25 protein-coding genes are annotated in these 25,197 nt (G+C 67.8%); 18 read left to right on the forward strand and 7 right to left on the reverse strand.

Features of this window, described 5'->3' with window-relative positions:
* Positions 1-174 precede the first annotated feature (174 nt).
* The 5 genes from gap (at position 175) to LQF10_RS08605 (ending at position 4,062) form a co-directional block, all read left to right on the forward strand.
* The gene (gene gap / locus LQF10_RS08585; protein WP_231067056.1) at positions 175-1,182 is read left to right on the forward strand and encodes a type I glyceraldehyde-3-phosphate dehydrogenase; all 1,008 of its coding nucleotides are present in this window, start codon (positions 175-177) and stop codon (positions 1,180-1,182) included.
* Between the two features lie 94 nt (positions 1,183-1,276).
* The gene (locus LQF10_RS08590) at positions 1,277-2,476 is read left to right on the forward strand and encodes a phosphoglycerate kinase (RefSeq protein WP_231067057.1); all 1,200 of its coding nucleotides are present in this window, start codon (positions 1,277-1,279) and stop codon (positions 2,474-2,476) included.
* Positions 2,477-2,508: 32 nt separating this feature from the next.
* Positions 2,509-3,306 carry a triose-phosphate isomerase gene (tpiA, locus tag LQF10_RS08595; RefSeq protein ID WP_231067058.1) on the forward strand — a complete coding sequence of 266 codons (798 nt, stop codon included), beginning with the start codon at positions 2,509-2,511 and terminating at the stop codon, positions 3,304-3,306.
* Between the two features lie 147 nt (positions 3,307-3,453).
* A complete protein-coding gene (gene secG, locus LQF10_RS08600; protein ID WP_231067059.1) occupies positions 3,454-3,699 on the forward strand; it encodes a preprotein translocase subunit SecG in 246 nt (81 codons plus the stop codon).
* A gap of 15 nt (positions 3,700-3,714) precedes the next feature.
* A complete protein-coding gene (locus LQF10_RS08605; protein ID WP_231067060.1) occupies positions 3,715-4,062 on the forward strand; it encodes an RNA polymerase-binding protein RbpA in 348 nt (115 codons plus the stop codon).
* Between the two features lie 44 nt (positions 4,063-4,106).
* Here LQF10_RS08605 and pgl read toward each other — a convergent pair whose 3' ends face one another.
* The 5 genes from pgl to tkt all read right to left on the reverse strand — a co-directional run bounded on the left by pgl (position 4,107) and on the right by tkt (position 11,134).
* Complete coding sequence (gene pgl / locus LQF10_RS19475; protein WP_354002640.1) at positions 4,107-5,306, reverse strand: 6-phosphogluconolactonase; 1,200 nt, start codon at positions 5,304-5,306, stop codon at positions 4,107-4,109.
* Positions 5,303-6,250: a glucose-6-phosphate dehydrogenase assembly protein OpcA gene (locus tag LQF10_RS08620; RefSeq protein WP_231067061.1), complete on the reverse strand. Its 948-nt coding sequence runs from the start codon at positions 6,248-6,250 to the stop codon at positions 5,303-5,305. The genes pgl and LQF10_RS08620 overlap by 4 nt, the downstream gene beginning before the upstream one ends.
* Entirely contained in the window at positions 6,247-7,788 is a 1,542-nt protein-coding gene (gene zwf / locus LQF10_RS08625; protein WP_231067062.1) for a glucose-6-phosphate dehydrogenase, read from the reverse strand. The genes LQF10_RS08620 and zwf overlap by 4 nt, the downstream gene beginning before the upstream one ends.
* Before the next feature lie 16 nt (positions 7,789-7,804).
* A complete protein-coding gene (gene tal, locus LQF10_RS08630; RefSeq protein WP_231067063.1) occupies positions 7,805-8,947 on the reverse strand; it encodes a transaldolase in 1,143 nt (380 codons plus the stop codon).
* Positions 8,948-9,028: 81 nt separating this feature from the next.
* Positions 9,029-11,134: a transketolase gene (gene tkt, locus LQF10_RS08635; RefSeq protein ID WP_231067064.1), complete on the reverse strand. Its 2,106-nt coding sequence runs from the start codon at positions 11,132-11,134 to the stop codon at positions 9,029-9,031.
* 233 nt (positions 11,135-11,367) lie between these two features.
* On the opposite strand from tkt, the gene LQF10_RS08640 reads away from it, so the two are divergent.
* Both LQF10_RS08640 and xerD read left to right on the forward strand, forming a co-directional pair.
* Positions 11,368-12,321, forward strand: a complete 954-nt coding sequence (locus tag LQF10_RS08640) for a heme o synthase (protein WP_231067065.1) — start codon at positions 11,368-11,370, stop codon at positions 12,319-12,321.
* Positions 12,322-12,325: 4 nt separating this feature from the next.
* Positions 12,326-13,282: a site-specific tyrosine recombinase XerD gene (xerD, locus tag LQF10_RS08645; protein ID WP_231067066.1), complete on the forward strand. Its 957-nt coding sequence runs from the start codon at positions 12,326-12,328 to the stop codon at positions 13,280-13,282.
* Positions 13,283-13,302: 20 nt separating this feature from the next.
* Here xerD and LQF10_RS08650 read toward each other — a convergent pair whose 3' ends face one another.
* Entirely contained in the window at positions 13,303-14,778 is a 1,476-nt protein-coding gene (locus LQF10_RS08650; protein ID WP_231067067.1) for an SPFH domain-containing protein, read from the reverse strand.
* 72 nt (positions 14,779-14,850) lie between these two features.
* Positions 14,851-15,666, reverse strand: a complete 816-nt coding sequence (locus tag LQF10_RS08655; protein WP_231067068.1) for a serine protein kinase RIO — start codon at positions 15,664-15,666, stop codon at positions 14,851-14,853.
* Positions 15,667-15,951: 285 nt separating this feature from the next.
* On the opposite strand from LQF10_RS08655, the gene LQF10_RS08660 reads away from it, so the two are divergent.
* From LQF10_RS08660 to LQF10_RS08710, 11 genes are all read left to right on the forward strand, one after another.
* A complete protein-coding gene (locus tag LQF10_RS08660) occupies positions 15,952-16,236 on the forward strand; it encodes an Rdx family protein (protein WP_231067069.1) in 285 nt (94 codons plus the stop codon).
* A gap of 48 nt (positions 16,237-16,284) precedes the next feature.
* Entirely contained in the window at positions 16,285-17,130 is an 846-nt protein-coding gene (locus tag LQF10_RS08665; RefSeq protein ID WP_231067070.1) for a ParA family protein, read from the forward strand.
* A 25-nt stretch (positions 17,131-17,155) separates the two neighbouring features.
* The gene (locus LQF10_RS08670) at positions 17,156-18,109 is read left to right on the forward strand and encodes a segregation and condensation protein A (RefSeq protein WP_435531441.1); all 954 of its coding nucleotides are present in this window, start codon (positions 17,156-17,158) and stop codon (positions 18,107-18,109) included.
* Positions 18,106-18,771 carry an SMC-Scp complex subunit ScpB gene (gene scpB, locus LQF10_RS08675; RefSeq protein ID WP_231067071.1) on the forward strand — a complete coding sequence of 222 codons (666 nt, stop codon included), beginning with the start codon at positions 18,106-18,108 and terminating at the stop codon, positions 18,769-18,771. The genes LQF10_RS08670 and scpB overlap by 4 nt, the downstream gene beginning before the upstream one ends.
* Positions 18,771-19,577 (forward strand): pseudouridine synthase, encoded by an 807-nt coding sequence (locus LQF10_RS08680; RefSeq protein ID WP_231067072.1) that lies wholly within the window; start codon positions 18,771-18,773, stop codon positions 19,575-19,577. Before scpB ends, LQF10_RS08680 begins: the two co-directional genes overlap by 1 nt.
* 7 nt (positions 19,578-19,584) lie before the next feature.
* Positions 19,585-20,661 carry a DUF2332 domain-containing protein gene (locus LQF10_RS08685; protein ID WP_231067073.1) on the forward strand — a complete coding sequence of 359 codons (1,077 nt, stop codon included), beginning with the start codon at positions 19,585-19,587 and terminating at the stop codon, positions 20,659-20,661.
* Positions 20,662-20,694: 33 nt separating this feature from the next.
* A complete protein-coding gene (locus tag LQF10_RS08690) occupies positions 20,695-21,060 on the forward strand; it encodes an ArsR/SmtB family transcription factor (protein ID WP_231067074.1) in 366 nt (121 codons plus the stop codon).
* A 251-nt stretch (positions 21,061-21,311) separates the two neighbouring features.
* Positions 21,312-22,424, forward strand: coding sequence for a flavin-containing monooxygenase (locus LQF10_RS08695; protein WP_231067075.1), 1,113 nt, complete (start codon positions 21,312-21,314; stop codon positions 22,422-22,424).
* Positions 22,425-22,519: 95 nt separating this feature from the next.
* Positions 22,520-23,692: a prephenate dehydrogenase gene (locus LQF10_RS08700; protein ID WP_231067076.1), complete on the forward strand. Its 1,173-nt coding sequence runs from the start codon at positions 22,520-22,522 to the stop codon at positions 23,690-23,692.
* Complete coding sequence (locus LQF10_RS08705) at positions 23,689-24,456, forward strand: (d)CMP kinase (protein WP_231067077.1); 768 nt, start codon at positions 23,689-23,691, stop codon at positions 24,454-24,456. Before LQF10_RS08700 ends, LQF10_RS08705 begins: the two co-directional genes overlap by 4 nt.
* A complete protein-coding gene (locus LQF10_RS08710; RefSeq protein WP_231067078.1) occupies positions 24,453-25,157 on the forward strand; it encodes a lysophospholipid acyltransferase family protein in 705 nt (234 codons plus the stop codon). Before LQF10_RS08705 ends, LQF10_RS08710 begins: the two co-directional genes overlap by 4 nt.
* Positions 25,158-25,197: the final 40 nt, after the last annotated feature.

The raw sequence follows: 25,197 nt of genomic DNA on the forward strand, positions 1-25,197 counted from the left end.
CCGCAGTGGGCAGACCTTTGCCCCCGGCGGGTGTACCGTTGACTCCTGGTGAGTCTCCGTGCCCGGCATCGGAATGCGGCCTCCCCCGGCCGCTTGCGGCGGCCGCTCTCGCGTGAGTAACGCGATTCCCCGACCCAGACGCTATGCGCGCAACGAGCGCGCCAGGAGGAAAACGTGACCATCCGCGTCGGAATCAACGGCTTCGGCCGCATCGGACGGAACTTCTTCCGCGCCGCCCTCGCCAGCGGAGCGGACATCGAGATCGTCGGTGTCAACGACCTGACGAGCAACGAGGCCCTGGCCAACCTGCTCAAGTTCGACTCCATCCTCGGCAAGCTCGCCGAGGACGTCTCCTACGACGAGACGTCCATCACCGTCGGCGACAAGACCTTCAAGGCACTCGCCGAGCGGGACCCCGCCGCCCTGCCGTGGGGAGAGCTCGGAGCCGACATCGTCATCGAGTCGACCGGTATCTTCACCGACGCCAGCAAGGCGAAGGCTCACCTCGACGCCGGCGCGAAGAAGGTCATCATCTCCGCCCCGGCCAAGAACGAGGACGCCACGTTCGTCATGGGTGTCAACCACACCGACTATGACGCAGCGAACCACCACATCATCTCGAACGCCTCCTGCACCACGAACTGCCTGGCCCCCCTGGCCAAGGTGCTCGACGAGAAGTTCGGCCTGGTGCGCGGTCTGATGACCACGGTGCACGCCTACACCGCCGACCAGAACCTGCAGGACGGTCCGCACAAGGACCCGCGCCGCGCCCGCGCCGCAGCCCTGAACATCGTGCCCACCTCGACCGGTGCGGCGAAGGCAGTCTCCCTCGTTCTGCCGCAACTGGCCGGCAAGCTGGACGGTTACGCACTCCGCGTGCCGGTCCCGACCGGCTCGGCGACCGACCTCACCTTCACGGCCTCTCGTGAGGTGACCGTGGATGAGGTCAATGCTGCGATCAAGGAGGCGGCCGCGACAGATGAGCTCAAGGGCATCCTGGTCTACTCCGACGATCCGCTGGTCTCCACGGATATCGCTGGCGATCCGGCCTCGAGCATCTTCGACTCCGGCCTGACCAAGGTGATCGGCGACCAGGTCAAGGTCGTCTCCTGGTACGACAACGAATGGGGCTACTCCAACCGTCTCGTGGACCTCAGCGTCTACGTCGGCGAGCAGCTCTGACGAACCGACCATGAACCGCGCCCGCGTCCTCTGATGAGCGCGCGGGCGCGGTCATGCGATCGGCCCCAGGTTCGACGTACCCGTGGGAGGACTCATGAAGACCATCGATGACCTCGGCGAGCTACGCGGAAAGCGCGTCCTCGTCCGTTCCGATTTCAATGTGCCACTGAGCGGCACCACGATCGCCGACGACGGCCGCATCCGGGCCGCGTTGCCGACCATCCGCCGCCTCACCGAGGCCGGCGCACGCGTGGTCGTGGCAGCGCACCTGGGCCGCCCCAAGGGCGCCGTCGACCCCGCGTTCTCACTCGCGCCCGTCTCACTCCGCCTCGGCGAATTGCTGGGCACCTCCGTCACCCTGGCCACCGACACGGTCGGGGAGGGTGCACGGCACGCCGTCGCTGCCATGCACCCCGGCGAGGTAGTGCTCCTGGAGAACATCCGCTTCGACCCGCGAGAGACGTCCAAGGACGACGCCGAGCGCGCGTCCCTGGCCGACGATCTCGCTGCGCTGGCCGACATCTACGTCTCCGACGGATTCGGTGTGGTGCACCGCAAGCAGGCCAGCGTCTACGACGTCGCACTGGAACTCCCGCACGCCGTCGGCGGCCTCGTGCAGTCCGAACTCGAAGCACTGGGACGCGCCACCGAGAACCCGGAGCGTCCCTATGCGGTGGTGCTCGGTGGGTCGAAGGTCTCCGACAAGCTCGGGGTCATCGCGAACCTGCTGACCAAGGCCGACCGTCTGCTCATCGGCGGCGGGATGGTGTTCACCTTCCTGGCCGCACGTGGCCACTCGGTGGGATCCTCGCTGCTCGAGGAGGACCAGATCGAGACGGTCAAGGGCTACCTGGACACTGCCGCCGAACGAGGCGTGCAGATTGTGCTCCCCACCGATGTGGTGGTGGCGCCGGCGTTCGCCGCGGATGCCCCGGCCACCGTCGTGCCCGTGGACTCGATCCCGGACGACCAGATGGGCCTGGACATCGGCCCCGACTCTGCGAAGGCGTTCGCCGCCTCGATCGCGGAGGCGAAGACGGTGGTGTGGAACGGGCCGATGGGCGTCTTCGAGTTTGCGGCCTTCGCCGACGGTACGAAGGCCGTCGCCCAGGCGATGGTCGAGGCGACCAGCGCAGGTGCGTTCAGCATCGTCGGCGGCGGGGATTCCGCTGCCGCAGTGCGTCAGCTGGGCTTCGATGAGTCCGGCTTCAGCCACATCTCCACCGGCGGCGGTGCATCCCTGGAGTTCCTCGAGGGCAAGACCCTGCCCGGTATTGACGTGCTGACCGACTGATCCCGGCAGACCCAGCGACTGAAAGGCCACACATGCCCACCACCCGTACCCCGCTCATGGCGGGTAACTGGAAGATGAACCTCGACCACCACGAGGCCACACACCTGGTGCAGAAGCTGGCGTGGACGCTCAAAGACGCCAAGCATGAGTACTCGGCCGTGGAGGTCGTGGTGTGCCCCCCGTTCACCGACCTGCGTTCGGTGCAGACCCTGGTGGACGCGGACAAGCTGGAGATCGGCTACGGCTCGCAGGACATCTCCGCACACGCCAAGGGCGCCTACACCGGTGAGATCTCCGCGACCATGCTCACCAAACTTGGAGTGAGCTACGCCGTCGTGGGGCACTCGGAGCGCCGGGAACACCACTCCGAGAGCGACGCGCTGGTGGGCGACAAGGCCAAGGCTGCACTGGGTGCCGGAATAGTTCCGATCATCTGCGTGGGTGAAGGGCTCGATGTTCGCCAAGCCGGTGAGCAGGTGTCCCACACCGTGGCCCAGGTGGACGGCGCCTTCGCGGGCATCTCCGGTGAGGATGCGGCCAAGACCGTGGTCGCGTACGAGCCCGTCTGGGCGATCGGCACCGGTGAGGTGGCCACCCCGGAGGACGCGCAGGAGGTGTGCGCAGCGATTCGCAGCCGCCTCGCCGAGCTGTACTCGGCGGAGGTGGCCGAGGCCGTGCGCGTGCTCTACGGCGGCTCGGTGAAGTCCGGCAACGTGGCATCGATCATGGCCCAGTCCGATGTGGACGGAGCCCTCGTGGGAGGTGCGAGCCTGGACCCCGAGGAGTTCGCGGCCATCGTGCGCTACCAATCCCACGCCGTCGGCCTCTGACCCACAGTTCGGTGGGCTGATCCGGGACCAGCTCATTGCCGGTCGGTGCGGGGTACGCGTCTGTGCCCCGCACCGATCGCGTAGACTCGTGCACGCGCCGGTCCCGGACCGGCAACCATCCGTCCGACGAGGAAAGATCACCGACACGTGAGCGCATTGACCATCATCCTGCAGGTACTGCTGGTGCTGACCAGTTTCATGCTGGTGCTCTCGATCCTCATGCACAAGGGCAAGGGTGGGGGACTGTCCGACATGTTCGGCGGCGGCATCTCCTCCAGCCTCGGATCCTCCGGAGTTGCTGAGCGCAACCTCAACCGGATCACGATCGGATCCGCGGTCGTCTGGGGTGTGGTGATCGTGCTGCTCGGCCTGATCCAACGTTTCACATTCTGAGCAGGGAGTTCCTCCATGGCAGGCGGTAGTGCGATCCGAGGCTCACGCGTAGGTGCGGGCCCGATGGGTGAGGCCGAGCGCGGCGATTCGGCGCCACGGGTATGGGTTTCGTACTGGTGTGCCAGTGGCCATGAGACCCGGCCTAGCTTTGCGCAGGAGCAAGGCGTGGCCGTGCCAGAGACGTGGGACTGCCCACGCTGTGGCCTGCCTGCCGGTCAGGACCAGAAGAACCCGCCCACCGCCCCCCGCAATGAGCCGTACAAGACGCACCTGGCGTACGTGAAGGAACGTCGCAGCGACGCGGACGGCGCCGCGCTCCTGGATGAGGCACTCTCCGCCCTGCGTGCTCGACGCGGCGGCTGAGGAGACACCTCCGCGAGGAGGCCGCACGGGCGAGGATCCCTCGATCAGCGTTCGACGATTCGAGCCAGCCGTTCGATGGAGGCGGCCAGCCAGTCGCTCGTAGTGGCGCGTGCTCGTGTGAACCGGCCGGCGTCAGTGAGCCGAGACCAGTCGTAGGTGTGCGTGACCACCGTGCGGTCATCTGCGGCTGGGGTGAGTTCCCAGCGCCACAGGTGTCCGGGGCGAGGCGCGCCCGGCTCCGCAGGTTGCCAGGCGATCACACGTCCTTCAGTGAACTCCACCACGTGGTTCTCCCGAACGGCACCGTTGGTGAGCTCGGTACGGAACACCTCACCGACGGCGCGCACTCGCTGCCCGGCCTCGGCCCGCGCAAGATTGTCGTTCCCGTCCCATTCTGGTTGGCGTGCAGGGTCGGCGATCAGCTCGAAGAGCGTGGCCGCATCGGCGGCGACCTCCCGGCTGGCGGAGACGACTTTCTGTCCATCGACGCCGTGACTGGCGGCCTCGGCATCCACGAGCCAGAGGGTGAGATCACGACCGGCGGCAGCGGCGGCCGGAATCTCCTCGGGGTCGGCTCCGGCGAGCGCGCGCGCGACCGGTTCGGCCTTCGCGGCCCCGGCCGCCACCACCCATACCTGACGGGCGTGGGTGAGCACCGGCACGGTCAGTGAGAGGCGGCGAGGCGGGGGCTTGGGAGAGTCCACGACCCCGATCACGGTGCGGTCGGTCACAGCGACGGTGCCGTGCCCGGGGAACAGTGAAGCGATGTGTCCGTCCGGGCCCATACCGAGCAGCACCACGTCGAACTCCGGTGCGCGCACTGCGCCGGCGCCGGTGTCCTCGGCGGCGAAAGCAGCGAGCTCAGCGGCATAATCGGCGGCGGCCGCGTCCGGGTCGGCGGCGTGGTCAGAGGAGGGCATCCGGTGCACGTTCTGGGCGGGGATATCGAGGCCACTGAGCAGTGCCGCGGTGGCCTGGCCCTCGTTCCGGTCCGGGTCGCCCGAGGGCACGAAGCGTTCGTCGACCCACCACACGTGCAGCCCGGTGAGATCCACGTTCTCCACAAGAGGCGAGGTGGCCATGTCGGAGAGCACCTGAGTGCCGATCGTGCCTCCGGTGATGGCCACGTGGACGGGCCGCCGGAGCGCTTGGGCATCCGCCACGGCCAGCAGCAGGCGCGCAGCCGTCGCGCGCGCAAGGGCGTCCGGGGTGGGATGAACGAGAACAGCGCGCTGCGCATTCATGCCGGTGAACCTTCCCTCACTCGCACGCGCGGCAGGCCCTTCAGAAGCGTGCGCTGGTAGACCGCATCCGGATCCATCCGCCGCAGGTCCTCCATCAGGCAGTCCTGCAGTGCCCGCTTGGGCATGGCGAGTTCGTGATCGGGTTGATTGGGCTGGGTGATACTGACGATCACCTCGCCCTCGGGACGTCGCATACTGATGGTGCCATCGGCCCGCTCCAAGTCGAGGCCGGTGATCGCGGTGGAGCCTGCTTCGTGCTCCAGGGTCACGTCGAGGTCGAGTGATGCGGCCAACCACGCCGCGAACAGATGAGTCGACGGCCGGTCTTTCGAACCGAGCACACGGACCGCACGCACCGGTTCATGTGCATCGTCCAATGCAGCAGCCGTGATTCCACGCCACAGGGTGGTACGGGCCCAGGAGAGGTCCGTGTCGCCCGGGGTGTAGGCCGCACCGAGTTGGGTGAGCTGGGTGATCGAGTCGGCGCACTCACCGACATCGCTGATCCGACGCTGAGCCATCCGGCCCAGCGGATCCTCGCCGGGGTGCTCGGGCGGGTGCTTGGGCCACCACACCACGATGGGAGCATCCGGCAACAGCAAGGGGATCACCAGGGTGTCTACCTCGGTGCGAGCCCCGCCGAGTGGTCGCAGAACCACCACATCCGAGGCTCCGGCATCGCCGCCGATACGAATCTCGGCATCCAGCCCTGCTTCGCCGGGATCGGCCTGCTCACTCGGGTCCACCACGATCACCCGGCAGGGATGCTCCTTGCTGGCCTGATTGGCTGCCTCGATGAGTGCATCGGTGCCGGCGGGCGATTGCTCGGCAACGATCACCAGGGTCAGCACGCGCCCGAGGGCCACCGCTCCGCCCTCTTCCCGCAGCCGCACCAACTTGGCGCCGATCTCCGCGGTGGTGGTGTCCTTCAAGGTAATGATCACGGCCGCCTCCAGGTCCGTCCGTCACGTGAGAGCATGGCGTCTGCCGAGGGCGGTCCCCACGTCCCGGCACGGTACTGGTCCGGCTGGCCCGCGCCCGCCCAGGCGTCGATGATCGGGTCGAGGATCTCCCAGGAGAGCTCCACCTCCCGCTGGTGCGGGAACAGCGGTGGATCGCCCAGCAGCACGTCGAGCAGGAGGCGTTCGTAGGCCTCGGGAGAGGATTCGGTGAACGCGTGTCCGTAGCCGAAGTCCATGGTGACGTCCCGGACCTCCATCGCCGTCCCTGGCACCTTGGATCCGAACCGGATCGTCACGCCTTCGTCCGGCTGCACCCGGATCACCAGGGCGTTGTGGCCGAGCTCCTGGGTCTCATTGAGGTCGAAGGGCAGGTGTGGTGCGCGCTTGAACACCACGGCGATCTCGGTGACCCGGCGGCCCAGGCGCTTGCCTGCGCGTAGATAGAACGGCACCCCTGCCCACCGGCGAGTGTCCACGTCGAGTCGGATCGCCGCGTAGGTCTCGGTGCCCGAATCTGCCGGGACGCCATCTTCGTCCAAGTAGCCACGTACCTGTTCACCTCCCTGCCATCCGGCCGCGTATTGGCCCCGGGCGGTGTGCTGGTCCAGGTCCTTCGGGAGGCGGACGGCGGAGAGGACTTTCTCCTTCTCCGTGCGCAGCGAGTCTGCCTCGAATGAGACCGGCTCCTCCATCGCGGTCAGCGCGAACAGCTGGAGCAGGTGGTTCTGAATCACATCCCGGGCTGTACCGATCCCGTCGAAGTACCCGGCGCGCGAGCCGATCCCGATGTCCTCGGCCATGGTGATCTGTACGTGGTCCACATAGTTGGCGTTCCAGATGGGCTCGAACAACTGGTTGGCGAACCGCATCGCCAATAGGTTCTGGACCGTCTCCTTGCCGAGGTAGTGGTCGATCCTGAAGACCGCATCAGCAGGGAAGACCTCTTCGACCACGTCGTTGAGCTCTCGCGCCGACGCCAGGTCCGAACCAAACGGTTTCTCGATCACCACCCGGCGCCAGGTGCCGGGCTTCGGGGTCGATAGACCTGATTCGGAGAGTTGCTGGCAGACCACTGGGAACTGCGCCGGAGGGACGGACAGGTAGAAGGCGTGGTTGCCTCCGGTGCCACGCTCGGCGTCGAGCTCCTCGACCGTGCGGGCGAGGCGCTTGAAGGCGTCCGGATCATCGAAGTTGCCCTGAACGAACCGGAATCCCTTGGCCAGCTGATCCCAGACGTGATCGTTGAACGGTGTCCGGCAATGTGCCTGTGCAGCTTCGAGCGCCACCGCCCGGAAGTCGTCGTGGCTCCAGTCCCGGCGGCCGAACCCGGTGAGCCCGAATCCGGGGGGGAGCAGACCTCTATTGGCCAGGTCGTAGATGGCGGGAAGCAACTTCTTGCGGGCCAGATCTCCGGTGACTCCGAAGAGCACCAGACCGCCGGGGCCCGCGATTCGAGGAAGGCGCCGGTCCGCGGGATCCCGCAGCGGGTTGGGAGCTGGGTGGACAGATGCGTTCGGCATCGACGTGGGCGCCCTTTCAGCCGGCGGCACGGAGACCGTTGGTGACGGTCTCGAGCAGCTCAGCCCAGCTCTTCTCGAAGGAGTCGACACCAGCGATCTCCAGGTCGGACAGGATGGTCTCGTAGGGAACGCCGTGCCGCACGATTGCGTCCAGTACCTGCCGAGACTCGTCGTAGGTGCCGTGCACTGTGTCCTCGCCGGTCGCGCGGGAGTGGTCCGCCACGGCAGCAAGCGTCTTGCGGGGCATCGTGTTCACCACGTCGGCCACGACGAGCTCGTCCACGTACATCGTGTCGGGATACTCCGGATCCTTGGTGCTCGTGGAAGCCCAGAGCGGACGTTGCCGGTGGGCGCCGTCCGCGGCCAGAGCGGCGAACCTCGGGGTGGAGAAGATCTCTTCGAACACCTCATAGCACAGCCGTGCTCCGGCGATCGCTGCACGTCCGCGGAGCTCGCTCGCCTCGGGGGTGCCGATCTGTTCCAGCGCGGCGTCCACCTTGGCGTCGATTCGGGAGAGGAACACCGAGGCGACCGAGTGGATCGTGGTCAGGTCGACGCCTGCCTGCTGGGCACGCTCAAGACCGTCCACATAGGCCTGCGCCACGGCTCGGTAGCGATCGAGGCTGAAGATGAGCGTGACGTTCACGCTGATCCCCGCTGCCGTGGCCGCAGTGATTGCCGGGAGCCCTTCCTTGGTGGCAGGGATCTTCACACACAGGTTGGGGCGATCCACCGTGTTCCACAGGTGGTGCGCCTCCTTGATGGTGGCGTCGGTGTCGTGGGCGAGGCGCGGGTCCACCTCGATCGAGACGCGCCCGTCCTTGCCCCCCGTGGCCTCGAACGTGGGACGGAAGATGTCACAAGCCCGCCGGACGTCGTCAGTGGTGAGGGTGAGGACTGCCTCCTCAGTTGATGCTCCGGCTGCGGCGAGTTCGCGCAGCTGGGCCTCATAGGCCGTCCCTTCGGCGAGCGCGCCGGCGAAGATCGTCGGGTTGGTCGTCACGCCCACCACGTGCTGGTCGGCGATGAGTCCCGCGAGATCCCCGGACTCGAGCGAGTCACGGGAGAGGTCGTCGAGCCAGATGGACACACCGGCGGCGCTGATCTCGGCCAACGGTGACGACGGGGTGGTGGGCGCTGTGCCAGCGATGTCGGTCATCACGAACTCCTCGGTTGAGTGGGAGGGCCGGGTGAGTGCTGGTCGATTCTCGGCCGCTCGACCAGCACTCACCCGGTGGTGTCACGAGGTGGCTGCTGCCAGGGAATCCTTGGCTGCTGCCACGGTGGCCTCGGCGGTAATACCGAACTCCCGGTAGAGCGTCTTGTAATCCGCCGATGCACCGAAATGTTCCAACGAGACTGCGCGGCCGGCATCGCCGAGGTAGCGATACCACGGCATGGCGATCCCGGCCTCAACGCTCACCCGGGCGCGCACCGCGGCCGGAAGCACCGATTCGCGGTACTCGCTGTCCTGGGCGTCGAACCATTCCAGGCAGGGCGCCGACACCACCCGGGTGCCAATGCCTTCGGCCTCGAGCTGTTCGCGTGCCTCGACGGCCAACTGGACCTCGGACCCGGTCCCGATCAGGATGACCTGCGGTACCGGCGTCGATGACTCCAGCAACACGTACGCGCCCCGTGCGACGCCGTCGGCCGACGCGTAGCCGTCCTCGCCACGCGGGAAGGTGGGCACACCCTGCCGGGTGAGCGCCAATCCCACCGGCCCATCGCGGCGCTCCAGCACCGCCTGCCAGGCTGCGGTGGTCTCGTTGGCGTCTGCCGGGCGCACGACGGCGAGGCCGGGGATGGCGCGGCAGGCGGCCAGGTGTTCCACAGGCTGGTGCGTGGGACCGTCCTCGCCGAGCCCGATCGAGTCGTGCGTCCAGACGTAGATGGACGGCGCGCCCATCACTGCGGCGATCCGCACGGAGCCGCGCATGTAGTCGCTGAACGTCAGGAACGTCCCGCCGTATGGTCGCGTCAGACCATCCATCGCGATGCCGTTCACGATCGCGCCCATGGCATGCTCGCGAATCCCGAAGTGCAAGGTGCGCCCGTAGGGGTGCCCTTGGAACTTGTCGGTGGAACGGTCGGTGGGGATGAAGGAGGGCTCGCCCTTCATCGTGGTGTTGTTCGAGCCGGCCAGGTCGGCGGAGCCACCCCAGAGCTCGGGCAGAACCGGAGCCAGAGCGCCGAGCACGCTCCCCGACGCGGCGCGGGTTGCCAGAGACTTTCCTGATTCGAACGTGGGGAGCGACTTCGTCCAGTCCGCGGGCAACTCGTGGCTGCGCATCCGCTCCAGGAGGGTGGCACGCTCGGGGTTCGCGGCGGCCCAGGCGGCCAGCTGCTGGTCCCATTCGGCGTGCAGCGCTGCGCCACGTTCGCCGACCTTGCGGGTGTGGGCGAGGACTGCCGGATCCACCTCGAAGTTCTGCTCCGGGTCGAAGCCGATAGCTTCCTTGAGGCCCTTGACCTCCTCCGCGCCGAGTGCGGCCCCGTGCGCCTCACCGGTGCCTTGCTTGCCGGGTGTGGGCCAACCGATGATCGTGCGCAGGGCGATGAACGAGGGGCGATCCGTGACCGACTTCGCTTCTTCGATGGCGGCGGCGAGGGCGTCGACGTCCTCGGTGTACCCATCCGGCTGCGTCCAGTCGACTCGCTGGGTGTGCCAGCCGTAGGCCTCGTAGCGCGCCACCACGTCCTCGGTGAAGGCCACGTCCGTGTCGCCCTCGATGGAGATGTGGTTGTCGTCCCAGATGAGGATGAGGTTGCCGAGCTCCTGGGTGCCGGCGAGCGAGGAAGCTTCGCTGCTGATGCCCTCCTGCAGATCACCATCGGAGGCGATCACGTAGACATGGTGATCGAACGGGGAGTCACCGGCGGCTGCGTCCGGGTCGAGCAGACCGCGGACACGGCGCTGCGCCATCGCCATCCCGACCGAGATGCCCACTCCCTGGCCGAGCGGACCGGTGGTGGTCTCCACGCCGGTGGTGTGCCCGGCCTCGGGGTGACCGGGAGTGGCTGAGCCCCAGGTGCGCAATGCGGCGATGTCCTCCACCTCGAGTCCGTATCCGGCGAGGAAGAGCTGGATGTACTGGGTGAGCGAGGAGTGCCCGGCGGAGAGGACGAACCGGTCGCGGCCGAGCCAGTGCTGGTCCGCGGGGTCCAGTCGCATCACGTTCTGGTAGAGCAAGTAGGCGGCCGGGGCAAGCGAGATCGCCGTCCCAGGGTGGCCGCTGCCACACTTCTCGACGGCGTCTGCGGCCAGGGCGCGGACGGTGTTCACGGCCTTGACATCGAGTTCGTTCCAGCCGACGGTCGTGGCCTTGGGTGACGGGGCGTTCACGGGACCTCATCTCTCTCGTTCGCGCGGGCGAACGCGTGCTTGGGTGTGTGGCCTTCTCCTCGGCCCGGACGGGGCCGGTACTGCCTCCGACCCTACTCAATCGAGGCCAGGGAGGCGCGACCGATTCCGTACCGTGGACCACGGCGCAAAAGGACGGCCTACACTGGATTCAGCGGCGTACCCACCGCCGCACCTGTGTGCTGTGCAGCCGCCCCGAGACGAAAGCCCACCCCGTGCCCGACGCCCCGCTCTCCGCCGATCCGCGTGACGCCGTCGGCTCCGTCGACGAGGCGACCCGCCGCGGTGTGGGGGCACGCGTGCGAGCCTATGTGGCACTCACCAAACCCCGCGTGATCGAGCTCCTGCTCATCACCACTGTTCCCACGATGATCCTGGCGCAGGGCGGATTCCCCTCGTGGTGGCTGATCATCGCCACGCTCGTGGGCGGGTCGGCCGCCGCCGGTTCGGCGAACACGCTGAACATGGTGTACGACCGCGATATCGACGCCGTGATGAACCGCACCAAGAACCGCCCCTTGGTCACCGGCGAGATCACCCCGCGGGCCGGGCTGGTGTTTGGCCTGATGCTTGGCGCATTCTCCGTGGTGTGGTTATGGCTGACGGTGAACTGGGTGGCCGCGGCGCTCGCGCTCGCTGCCAACCTGATGTACACGATCGGCTACACGATGCTGCTCAAGCGGCACACGTCGCAGAACATCGTCTGGGGCGGCGCTGCCGGCTGTATGCCGGTGCTGATCGGGTGGGCGGCCGTCACGGGGAGACTGGACTGGGCGCCGCTGCTGCTGTTCGGGATCATCTTCTTCTGGACCCCACCGCACTACTGGCCGCTGTCGATGAAATTCCGCAAGGACTATGCCGAGGCCGGCGTGCCCATGCTGCCTGTGGTGGTGGCCGATGCCCGGGTGGCCCAGCAGATGATCGGTTACTGCGCGGCCATGGTGGTCTGCTCCCTCGCTCTCATTCCGGTGGCGGACATGGGCTGGTTCTACTCGGTGGCAGCGGTGGCCTCGGGTGCATGGTTCGGCGGCTCCTGTGTGGCGCTGTACCGGCGTGCGATCACCGGGACCACGCGAAAGCTCGGCGCCATGAAGGTGTTCCATGCGTCGATCACCTACCTGACACTCGTGTTCGTGGCGATCTCGATCGACCCGTTCCTGCCGTTCTGAGCCGATGACCGCACCCGAACCGGCCCGGCAGGTCTCACCGTTCCAGGCTGAGCTGCGGGAGTATCTGGCGCACCTGGGAGTGGAAAGAGGGTTGTCCGAGCACACCCTCGCGGCCTACCGGCGGGACTTGAACCGCTATGCCGCGTTCCTGACGGTGCGGGGCCGGGAGCGTTTCGATGAGGTCACCGAGACCGACGTCACGGACTTCGTTGAGGCGCTGCGCAGCGGGTCCGATGGCGGGCACCCGCTGGTGGCCTCCTCCACCTCACGTGCGGTGGTCGCGGTGCGGGGGTGGCACCGGTTCGCCACGCTGGAGGGACGCACCGAGCACGATCCCGCCGCGACGGTGCGCCCGCCGGCTGGCGTGAAGCGGCTACCCAAGGCGATATCGACTGATGAAGTGGACAAGCTCCTCGCCGGCGCGTCGATGGCCGAGGGCGTCCTGGGTCTGCGGGACCGCGCCCTCGTGGAGGTGCTCTATGGGACCGGCGCCCGGATCTCGGAGGCGGTGGGTCTCCACGTCGACGATCTCGATCTCGATCGAGAGGCGCCGTCGCTGCGGTTGTTCGGCAAAGGCCGCAAAGAGCGCGTGGTACCGATGGGCCGGTTCGCAGTGGAAGCGCTGGAGGCGTACCTGGTGCGGGCACGCCCGGTGCTGGCGCAAAGCGGTCGCGGCTCCTCGATGGCCTTCCTGAACCAGCGCGGGAACCCGCTCAGCAGGCAGAGCGCGTGGGCGGTGCTGCAGACGGCGGCAGAGCGGGGCGGCGTGCAGGCACACATCTCCCCGCATACGTTGCGCCACTCCTACGCCACGCACCTGCTCGCCGGCGGGGCGGATGTGCGGGTGGTGCAGGAGTTGCTCGGGCATGCCTCGGTGACCACCACGCAGATCTATACCCTGGTGACCCCGGACACGCTTCGCGAGGTGTACGCCGCCAGCCATCCCCGAGCGCGGGCCTGAGTTCGCCCTGGTGCTGGGTGCTACCCCTGTGTGGAGCCAGGGGCCGACGGGGGATCACCCGCACCAGCGGAGTCCTGGGTAGCCGCCGCGGAATCGGGAGCGGGCGGCCGGGTGGATCCGGTGGGAGTGCTCTCACTCTGGTCGCTGGCGCCGTCAGCGAAAGCTCGCCCCACAGCACGCCCCTGGATCACTTCGCCGAGGTCGATCCCGGTGGCGGCACGCACGGAGTCGAACACACCGCGCATGGCTACCGAACTTTCGTTGGCCAGCATCCCACTGGCGCCCGATTCTGATCCGCCGTTGCTCACCACCGTGACCTCACCGATCGTCGAGTAGCCCTTGGCGAATTCCGCCATCAGTGTGGGCAGCGCGTCGACGATGCGCTGCATGAGCAAGGCCTCCTGGTGCGTGGCCAGGGCGTCTGCCTCAGCACGTATCGACTGCCCGCGGGCTTCGCCCTCGAGGCGCGTTGCTTCGGCGTCCGCTTCGGCGCGTACGCGCGTCGCTTCGGCTTCCCGAGCGGCGATTGCGGCCTGTGCCTCGGCCTGCTTCGTCATCCGATAGGCATCGGCGTCCGCATCCTTGGATGCACGGTACAAGTCGGCATCGGCGACTCGCTTCACTTCAGAGTCAAGGCGGGCCTGAGTGTTCTCAGCCTCCTGCTTCAGCACCTGCTGTTCGGCCTCGGCCTTGGCCAGCGCCTCGGCCTGGAGCGCCTGGGCGTTGGCCCGGCCGACCTCGGATTTGGATGCCGCAAGATTCTTGTCGTACTCGGTCTGCTCAACGAGGTTGGCTTCCTCGTTGGTGATCTGCTGCTGGCGGACGGCGCGTTCGGCGTTCGTCTCCGAGATCTCCGCGGCCTGGCGTTTCGACTGGATCTCCGGCGCACCGAGCGACTGGATGTACCCCACGTCATCGGTGATTCCCTTGATCTGAAAGGAGTCAAGGATGAGGCCCTGCTCGTCCAGCTCGACGGAAACGTCCGTGGCGATCTGTTCGGAGAACCGTTTGCGGTCTCGCATCAGGTCGATCACGGGGAGTTTCGCGACCACGCCGCGCAGGGCGCCTTCGAGTTGTTCGGTGGTGAACACCTCAATGGCCGAATCCTGGGAGGCGAAACGTTCGGCGGCTCGCTTCACGGAGGCGGGATGTGAGCCGATCTTCACGATCGCAACTGCCTCGACGTCGAGGGTCACGCCGTCTTCGGATTGTGCCTCCGCGTTCATCGTTACCTGCCGGGACCGCAACGAGATGACCTCGTGGCGTTGCGTCATCGGGTTGACCACGGCTCGGCCGTTCACGACGACGCGTACCGAACTCTCCGGTTCACCTTCGGCGCCTCGCTGTTTCACACCGGAGACGACCAGCGCCTCATCGGCGCGAGCCACCTTGACCCAGGACCGGAAGACCAGCAATCCGATCACGACGGCCACGATCGCGACAACCGCGATGATGCCCACGAGCGCCAGCGCCCCTACTCCAGCAACAACTTCCATCGAACTTCCCCCGTAACCTCAGTGATTCTCGTGAACGCTATCAGCCGTGACGACACCGATGTCAGGTGCGGATCACCAGGCGAAGGAGATCATCTCGGCGAGCAGGACATCCGGGTCCTGGCCGAGTCCCCGTGCGGTGAACCAGCTGCACATCGTGCGGCAGTCGCGGCTGAGCATCTCGATCCCGTGCGGGTTCGCCACCAGGTCCACCACCTGTGGCACGTCGATCACCACGAGTCGTTCCCCGGTGGCGAGCACGTTGTACGGCGAGAGGTCGCCATGGGCCAACTGCCGAGAGGCCAGGATCCGCATGGCACGGCGCAGCTCGTCCCAGTAGTGCGCCAGCAGCTCGGGATCCGGTCTCGTCGCGGCCAGTCGCGGCGCCGGGTCACCGGTCACGTCGGTGACCAGTTCCATCAGGATCTCGGTGCCATCCAGCTGGACGGGGTAGGGCACGGGCGCGCCCGCGGCGGCCAGGTCGCAGAGCACGCTGAACTCGGTGCCGGCCCACTGCCCGGCCTGCACGGCGCGTCCGTACCGAGTGCCACGGGTTACGGCGCGCTGGTCACGGGAACGACGCTCCCGCCGCCCATCGGTGTAGACCGAGTCGCGGTGGAAATCACGATGCTCCCGGGACCGGTACCGCTTGGCCGCGAGCAGGTGCGTGCGCGCGCCGGCCGTGCGTTCCAGCAGGTCGACGTCGGCCTCTTTCCCTGACTTCAGGGTGCCGAGCTCGGTCTCGATCGCACCGTCGTCGGTGATCAGCCACTGGGGTGCCGGCTCTGGGCCGGTGAGGATGCCGGGCTCGCCGTAGCGGCTCCAGCGTTGGTCCTCAGCAAGGGTGAATGGCTCGTTGGGGGTGTCGAAGGGAAAGGTGGACGTGGTCACGCGGTGCTCCAAGGACGAAGGGGGTGGGGGCGGTCGAGCGCATGGCGACAGTCATCTCGCCACCTCCTTCGTTCTCGGCCGCGCCCGCCCGAACGGGCAGACGCGGAATCCGGCTGAGGAAAGCCTGCCAGCAGGAGTGCCGGACTGGCCACAGGTTTATTGCCACGGTCACCGATCGGCTGACGAGGGTGGCCCTGATGTCGTGAGCTTCTCAATTCGTGACACTCAGGCCACCCACCGTGGCGCGAGGTGCCCGACAGCCCACCGATGCTGGAGGATGGGCTCATGGCTGAACCACGGATCGTCATCACCTATTGCACGCAGTGCCAATGGTTGCTCCGGGCTCAGTGGTACGCCGGCGAACTGCTCACCACGTTCGCCGCAGAAGTGGGGGAGGTCGCGCTGGTGCCCGCCACTGGCGGCATGTTCCGGATCGACGTGGGCTCCGAGTGCGTATGGAACCGCAAGCGCGACGGCGGATTCCCCGAGATCGGCCCACTGAAGCGACTCGTGCGGGACCGGATCGCCCCCGGGAAGGACCTCGGGCACTCCGACCGGGTGGGTTCGTGACGGCGTGCGCGGTTGGTAAAGGCCGGGGTGGCCAGTAGGTTTGGCGAGGTGAGTACTGATGCACCCGAACTCCGCACCGAACGCGACTTCGACGTACCGGAGCCGCTGAACGGACACGGCCCGGCCCGCATCATCGCTATGTGCAACCAGAAGGGCGGGGTGGGCAAGACCACCACGACCATCAATCTCGGTGCCGCGTTGGCCGAGTACGGCCGCAAGGTACTGATTGTCGACTTCGATCCGCAGGGCGCCGCCTCGGCCGGACTCGGTTTCAATGCGCACGAGCTGGATCAGACGATCTACACCGAATTGATGGCCGCCAAGCCAGAGATCCATCAGGTGATCCAGCACACCGCGGTGCCGGGTCTTGACCTCATCCCGGCGAACATCGATCTGTCCGCAGCCGAGGTGCAACTGGTCAACGAGGTCGCTCGCGAGCAGGCGCTGAGCCGCGTCCTGCGGCCGGCCACCGATGACTACGACGTCATCCTCATCGACTGCCAGCCCTCCCTGGGGTTGCTCACCGTGAACGCCTTGACCGCGGCGCACGGCGTGATCATCCCGCTGGAGACCGAGTTCTTCGCGCTACGTGGTGTGGCGCTGCTGGTGGAGACGATCGACAAAGTGCGTGACCGGCTGAACCCGCGTCTGCACACCGACGGAATCCTGGCCACGATGGTGGACGCTCGCACCTTGCACTCGCGAGAGGTGCTGGCCCGGGTTCGGGAGGCGTTCGGGGACACGGTTTTCGATACGGTCATCGCCCGGACGGTGAAGTTTCCGGACGCCTCTGTGGCCACTGAGCCGATCACCACCTATGCGCCCAACCACGCTGGCGCCTACAACTACCGCAAGCTCGCGCGCGAGCTCATCGCTCGTGGCGACGTGGCCTGAGCACGATGGGGCCGATACACCCGTGGTGACGGCCGAACCGGAGGCACCGGACGCCGTCGGGCTCACTCGTGACGCGCCGGCTGACGGTGCGGACGTGGGCGTCGCGAACGCTCGGCACCGGGCGACCTTCGAAGTGCGCCTGGAGAACTTCTCCGGACCGTTCGATCTGCTGCTCTCGCTGATCGCCAAGCACAAGATGGACGTCACCGAGGTGGCCCTGGCGGTGGTGACCGATGACTTCATCGCCCACATCCGGGGACAGGAGGAATGGGACCTCTCCCAGGCGAGTGAATTCCTCGTGATCGCCTCGACCCTGCTGGATCTCAAGGCTGCCCGGCTGCTTCCGCGTGGCGCCGTGGAGGACGCCGAGGATCTGGAGCTGCTGGAGGCCCGCGATCTGCTGTTCGCCCGGTTGCTGCAGTACCGAGCGTTCAAGGAGGTGGCGGCCCACATCGCGAAAGCCTGGGAGCTCTCTGGCCGTTCCTATCCACGTGAGGTGGCCCTCGAGCCCCGGTTCGCGGCGCTGCTGCCTGAGCTCATCATGCAGGTCGGGCCACAGGATCTCGCGGCGCTCGCCGCGGCGGCACTCGCGCCGAAACCGGCCCCCGACAGTGTCGACATCTCCCACCTGCACAATCCTGCCGTCAGCGTGCGCGAACAGGCGGCGTTGATCGTGGACCGGCTCCGGCGTTCGCGGACTCTCTCCTTTCGCACTCTCACTGACGATGCCGACGGGGTACCGGTGGTGGTCGCGCGATTTCTGGCGCTGCTCGAGTTGTACCGTGAGGGAGCGATTGGCTTCGACCAGGCTGGTCCGCTCAGCGAGCTGAACGTGCGGTGGATGGGTGCCGAAGCAGGGGACGTCGATGTGACCGATGACTACGACGACAGTATCGCCACCCCTGAAGGGACCGACGGCGGTGACGGCAGTGACGGCGGTCGACCCGCGATCCACGAAGGGGAGGTGGACTCCGAATGAGTACAGCCGAAGGAGTGACCGAGGCTCGCGATACGTCAGTGGCCCCTGGCGATGACGGGCCTGCGACCGAGTCGCACAGTAGCCCCGCGGCGCCGAGTGTGCTCGATCGCCCCGGTGGTCTTGCCTCCGCCCTGGAGGCCATCCTCATGGTGGCCGAATCGCCGGTGCCCGCCGAACGGATCGCCTCCGTCCTGCAGATCCCGACGGCGGAGGTCACCGCGGCACTGGAAGCCCTGGTTGCGGAGTACTCCGGTGGGCCTCGACCGCGCGGGTTCGAGTTGCGCGAAGTGGCCGGCGGATGGCGGTTCTACTCTGCGCCTGCGTTCAGCGCCGCCGTCGACGCGTTCGTGGTCGACGGTCAGACCGCCAGGCTGACGCAGGCGGCGTTGGAGACCCTCGCCGTGATCGCGTATCGTCAACCCGTCTCGCGGGGCCGGATCTCGGCCATCCGCGGGGTGAACGTGGATTCGGTGGTGCGCACGCTCCTGGCCCGCGGACTCGTGGAGGAGGCGGGCCATGACGCTGAGGGCGGTGCCACGCTCTACCGGACCACCAGCTATTTCCTGGAGCGCCTCGGCCTGCGCAGTCTCGACGACCTGCCGCCGCTCGCTCCGTACCTGCCTGACATGGACACATTCGACGATATCGACGGGACCGCCTGATGAGCCCCTCCACCCCGCGCGGCGGCCGCCGCAGCAACCGCCCCCAGCGCCCGGACCAGGCGACCCGGGACGTGCACACACCCGACGGCGTCCGGTTGCAGAAGGTGCTCGCCGGTGCCGGATTCGGCTCCCGCCGGGTCTGTGAAGATCTGATCGCCGCGGGCCGGGTGAGCGTGGACGGAGCGCAGGTGCGGGAACTGGGCGTACGCGTGGATCCCCAACGCGCGGTGATCCACGTGAACGGCCTCCGCGTTCAGCTCGACGACTCGGTGGTCACACTCGCCCTGCACAAGCCCGCCGGCGTGTACTCCACCATGTCCGACGAGGCGGGCCGCCCCGACTTGTCCCAGTTCGTGGCCGACCGTGCCGAGCGGCTCTTCCATGTAGGCCGGTTGGACGCGGAGACGACCGGGTTGATCCTGCTCACCAACGACGGTGATCTCGCACACCGCCTCACCCATCCCTCCTACGAGATCGGCAAGACCTACGTCGCGAAGGTGGAGGGCCGGGTGCCACGTGGCCTCGGCGGCCGGCTGAAGGACGGGATCACGCTGGAGGACGGCACCGTCAAAGTGGACAAGTTCACCCTGCTGGAGAGCACGCCTCAGGCCAGCGTGGTGGAGGTGGTCCTGCACGAAGGGCGCAACCACATCGTGCGGCGCCTCCTCGAGGAGGTCGGCCATCCGGTGACCCAGCTTTCGCGCACCACGATCGGACCGATCCGACTCGGACACCTCAAGCCCGGCCGTACCCGGGCGATCGAAGGTCGCGAACTCGGCAGCCTGATGGCGGCTGTGAAGCTGTAGCGATCGGATGCAGACGCAATCGCGCGACACTGCCGAGTTCTACCGGTCCTGGGCGCAGGTCGAAGCCCAGGGGTCCTCACCGCAGTATCAGGCCCTGGCCGAGGCCGTCGCGGCAAGCCCCGAGGCCATCGCCTTCCTCGACGCGTTGCCCGTGCAGAAGCGGCAGCCCAACCTGTTGTTCGGTGCACTGCGGTGGTTCGACGCCCCCGTCGATGAACCAGCTGCGGCCCTCGCGGTGTTGCAGGAACGCTCCACGGAGATCGCGGCGGTGATGCGCGCCCGGGCCACGCAAACCAACGAGGCCGCGCGGTGCGCCGTCATGCTTCCGGCACTGGGGCTACTGGGCGGTCCGCTCGCGCTGCTGGAACTCGGTGCCAGCGCGGGCCTGTGCCTTCTGCCGGATGTCTGGACCTATGCCTGGACCGATGAGCACGGCCGTACCACGCGCCTCGGTGAACCGAACCTGGCCGCTCCGGCGCTGGCGGGGGAGACGGCGTCGTCGGAGGAGGCGGCATTGGGGGGAGCGACGGTGCTGCTGGAAGCGACCGTGCGCGGCGGTCCTCCGCTACCGGAGCGGCGGCCGACGATCGTCGCCCGACTGGGCCTGGACGCCCACCCGGTGGACGCGACCGATCCACGCGAACGTCGCTGGTTGCGGGCGCTGGTGTGGCCCGAGCATGCCGATCGTGCGCAACGCCTCGCAGCAGCGTTGGACGTCGCCGCCCGGCATCGCCTGCCGATCCGCTCGGGCGTTTTCCCCGACGACGTCCCCGACGCCGTGGGTGCCGTCCGCGCCCTGGCGGGCGAGGCGCCCATCGTGGTGACGCACAGTGCCGCAGCGGCCTACCTCGACCGCGCGGGACGCCATCGACTCGCGGCGGTCCTCGATGATCTCGGCGTGCACCGGATCGGTCTCGAGGGCGCCGAGGTGAGCCGTGACCTCGGTGTGCGCGGGTTGGACAACGTGGCTGCGCCGGGGTTGGCGCACCGTTTCGTGCTCAGTCTGGACGGGCGTGCCCTCGGCACTGCGCATCCGCACGGACGAGATCTGGACTGGTGGGACGCAGAGCGTGCTCCTGCTTGACACGCTCCAGACCCGCCTTGCATCGTTGTGCAAATGAGCAACTCAGTGAGTAGCTCGGAGGATCTGGCGGTTCTGCTGTCCCATCAACTCTTCCGCGCCCTGGGGGACCCCACGAGAGTCCGGCTGGTGGAACTCCTTGCCGAGCGCTGCCGTGCGTGTTCGGTCTCCGAGCTCGCCGACTGTCTCGATGTCGACATCTCGGTTGTCTCCCGCCACCTCGCGCTGTTGCGTGCCGCGGGCGTGGTGCGGGCGAACAAGGTGGGGCGCAGCGTCTTCTATGAGATCCAATACCAGGCCGTGACCGAGGCGCTGCGCGGGATCGCCGATCTGCTTGAACGTGCCTCCGAGGACTTTAATGTCGCGGGTGCCTGCGTGGCATCGGAGGATTGTCGTCCCTGAAGTCGACGCGCGCCGGATCATCGCGGATCGCAGGTGGGGGTCGTCTCATGGGCAAAGCCATACAGGCTCCTGGCCCAAGCCAAGGGGTGTGCTTGACCCGCCGGCTGATATTTGTATAGTTGCACAAACAAGCAACTAACGTGCTCGGGTGGCCCGTCCCGCTGCGTGGGGGCACCCTCTGCGGACACCGCGGTTGGTGGCGGCCGTGCCGAATGCAGCCCGAGGACGTCCTCAGAGATATCGGAGACGTGATGGACAAGACAGTCAACAGCGTGGTCATCATCGGTGCCGGACAGTCCGGGCTGGCCGCCGCCCGAGCGGCACTCGACGCCGAGTTACGCCCGGTGGTCCTTGAGGCAGGCGACCGCCCGCAGGGTTCGTGGCCGCGCTATTACGACAGTCTGCGCACCTTCTCGCCGAGGCGTTTCAACAGTTTTCCTGGTGCTGTTTTCCCAGGCGACCCGGACGGGTATCCGAGTCGGGACGAGGTGGCCGCACATCTGGAGCGCTACGCGTCCAGCCTCGATATCGAGATCCGCACCCACACCCGTGCGGAGACGGTCGACCGGGTGGGCGAGGGCTTCGTTGTGCGCACTGCTGGTGGTGAGACGATCCCAGCCGCCGGCGTCGTCGCGGCGAGTGGATCTTTCGGTCACCCGTTCACACCGGACCTGCCGGGTCGTGAGACCTTCGTGGGGGATGTGCTGCACGTGGCTGACTACCGCAACCCCACCTCGTTCGCGGGCCGGAGGGTGGTGGTCGTCGGAGGCGGGAACTCAGCAGTCCAGGTCGGATTCGAGCTGGGGCAGGTTGCCAGGACCACGCTGGCCACCCGTGATCCATTGCTCTTCGTCGACCAACGCCCGGACGGCCGCGATCTGCACCATGTGCTGCGCGAATCCGGCTTCGACGATCTGCCCCCCGCGTGGCTCGCCCATGTCATCAGCGGAGTGCCGGTGCTCGACACCGGGATCTACCGGGAGGGCCTGGCGGCCGGCGTGTTCGACCGCCGGCCCATGTTCACTGAGATCGATGGGGACGCCATCGTGTGGGCCGATGGTCGTCGCGAGCAGGTTGACGTCATCGTGTTCGCCACCGGCTACCGGCCGAACCTTGGCTACCTGCAGGCGAGTGGTGCTCTCGACAGCACTGGTGCGCCGATCCATTCCGGGGGTGTGTCGGCCACGCATCCAGGTCTGGTGTATCTCGGTCTCGAGTTCCAGCGCTCTTTCTCCTCCAACACCCTTCGAGGTGTGCACCGCGACGCCCGGTATGTGATGAGTGTGCTGGCGGCCCATGTGCGCGGCGCAGCGTCGGCGCTGGTAGGAGCGGGGACAGGGACAGGAGAGCGTCCGGTGAGCTGAGTCGCTGACGTTCGCAAGGCCGTGCGCTCCGCGCTCCGACGGGCCGGTCGCAGGTAAGCGAATCTGAGCGGTCAGCGCCGGTAGGGTGTGACCTCGTGACGGCCGACGATCCCACCGCGACCCGTGGCCCGGTGCACATCGTTGGCACGGGGCTGCTTGGCACCAGTATTGCCCTGGCGCTCACCGCGCGTGGCGTATCGGTGACACTCGCCGATACGTCGCCGTCGATGCTGGCCCTGGCACGTGACCTGGGAGCGGGGACGATCGCCAGAGCGGACGCCAACACCGCCTCGGATACCGGACCGACGCCCAGCGCGGCCGGTGACGCTCCCGCACTCGTAGTGGTGGCCGTGCCGCCTGACGTGACCGCTGACGAAGTGGCGCACGCCTTGCGACGGTTCCCGGACGCCGTCGTGACGGATGTGGCGAGCGTGAAGTCGGTGCTCCTCGCTGAACTGCACGAGCTGGCCGCAGGCGATCCACGGGTGGAGCTGAGCCGCTATGTCGGCTCGCATCCGATGGCAGGCCGGGAGAAGTCCGGCGCCGCGGCCGCCTCAGCTGACCTGTTCATCGGGCGGCCGTGGGTGCTCGCCGCACACGAGGACGCATCCGAACGCGCGATCCTGACGGTGCGTGCGCTCGCTGCGGACGCGGGAGCGTCACTGGTCTCCATGGACGCCGACGAGCACGATGATGCGGTGGCCCTGATCTCGCACGTGCCGCAACTGATGGCATCGCTGATGGCCGCGCAGCTGGTGGACGCCCCCGAACGTGCCCTCGCCCTGGCCGGGCAGGGCGTCCGTGACGTCACTCGGATCGCGGCATCGGAGCCGCGGCTCTGGTCGGCCATCCTCACCGGCAACGCCGCCGCCGTCAGCCCGCTGCTGCGCACCATCCGAGACGATCTGGACGCGCTCGTGAGGGCAATCGACCGGGCCGCTGCCGAGGGACCGCTCGCGCCGGGCGCAGTGGCCGGGATATCCCGGCTGATCGCCGCCGGGAACGACGGCGTGGCCCGGGTACCGGGCAAGCACGGGGGAGCCCGGCGCCGCTACGCGGAGGTGACCGTGCTGGTACCGGACGAACCGGGTGAACTCGGCCGGCTGTTCTCCGAGGTGGGCGAGATCGGCGTGAACATCGAGGACTTCCAGATGGAGCACTCCCCGAAGCAGAAGGTGGGCATGGCAATCGTGTCGGTGACGCAAGAGGCGGCGCAGCCGCTCGAGCAGGCACTGGAACAGCGGGGCTGGCGGGTGGTGGCACCATGAGCGACCAGGGCATCGTGGTGGCCATCGACGGGCCCAGCGGATCGGGAAAGTCCACGATCAGCAGGCGAGTTGCTGCGACGTTCGGACTGGGCTACCTGGACACCGGTGCCATGTACCGGGCGGCCGCATGGTGGTGCATCCGCCAGGGCGCCGATCTGACCGACCGGGCCCGCGTGGCCGAGCTCGTGCGAGAGATGCCCCTCGAGATCGGCACTGACCCGGCCACACCCGCCTTCCTCGTCGGCGGAGAGGATGTCGGCACGGTCATTCGGAGCACGGAGATCTCCACCAGGGTGAGCGCCGTGGCCACGAACCTGGACGTCCGCGCCGAACTGCAGCGCCGTCAGCGGGCGGTGATCGCTGCCGAGAGCGGGGGTTCGGACGAGTTGAACGCTGCGCCGCCGCACCACCGATCACACAGCGAGGGGCGTGGCGTGATCGCCGAAGGGCGGGACATCACCACCGTGGTGGCCCCGGACGCCGACGTCCGGATTCTGCTCCTTGCTGACGAAAGCGCGCGGCTCGCCCGCCGCACCCGGGAGATGCACGGTGTGGTGGACGAGAGGACGCTCGCCGCGACCAGAGATCAGGTGATCCGCCGCGACGCCGATGACTCCACGGTCTCCAACTTCACCACCGCGGCCGACGGAGTGATCAGCGTGGACACCTCTGCACTCACGCTGGATGAGGCGGTGGACGCGGTGTCCCGCATCGTTGCCGCCGCATCACCGGTGAAACCCGCATCCGCCCAGGAGCACCCATGAGCACCGACCGCCCGGCCTCCGCTGGCCAGGCCATCACAGCCGACCAGATCAAACGCTGGGGGCCGACCTGGTCGCGCCGTGTGGGATGGTGCCTTGCGCACGGCGTGTGGAACACACGCGTGGTGGGAGCCGAGCGGATGCCCCGGACCGGCCGACTTCTCGTGGCCGCCAACCACACCGGCATTATCGATGGCCCGCTGCTGCACGGGGTCATACCGCGCGAGTCCCACATCATCATCAAAGAGGAGATGTTCTCCGGGATCATCGGCTTCCTGATGCGCAATGCCGGGCAGATCCCGGTCGATCGCCGCAACGGCCGCGCCGCGCTGCAGACGGCGCTGACCCTGCTGAACGAGGACCGACTCGTCGGAGTGTTCCCAGAGGGCACGCGCGGCAGTGGGGACGTCACACAGACCAAAGCGGGGATTGCCTGGTTGGCGGTCCGCTCGGGTGCACCCGTGCTTCCCGTGGCGATTCTCGGCACCAGGCCGGCCGGGAAGAAGCCAGGCCACATTCCGGGCTTCCGGGGGCGGCTCACCGTGGAGTTCGGCACGCCGTTCCAGGCAGTGGACCCCGGCGTCGGCGTGGGGCGTGCCGCCGTGACCGAGGCGATGGGCACCATCCAAGAACAACTGAGCACGCATGTGTACGGAGCCTCCGAGCGGCACGGGATACCCCTACCGAGAAGTACCGAGATCTGACGCCGTCCGGCCCAGGGTTAGGTGCAGCGGCGCTGAGCGG

The sequence above is a fragment of the Ruania halotolerans genome (genome assembly GCF_021049285.1).
In the GTDB taxonomy this organism is placed as follows: Bacteria; Actinomycetota; Actinomycetes; order Actinomycetales; family Beutenbergiaceae; genus Ruania; species Ruania halotolerans.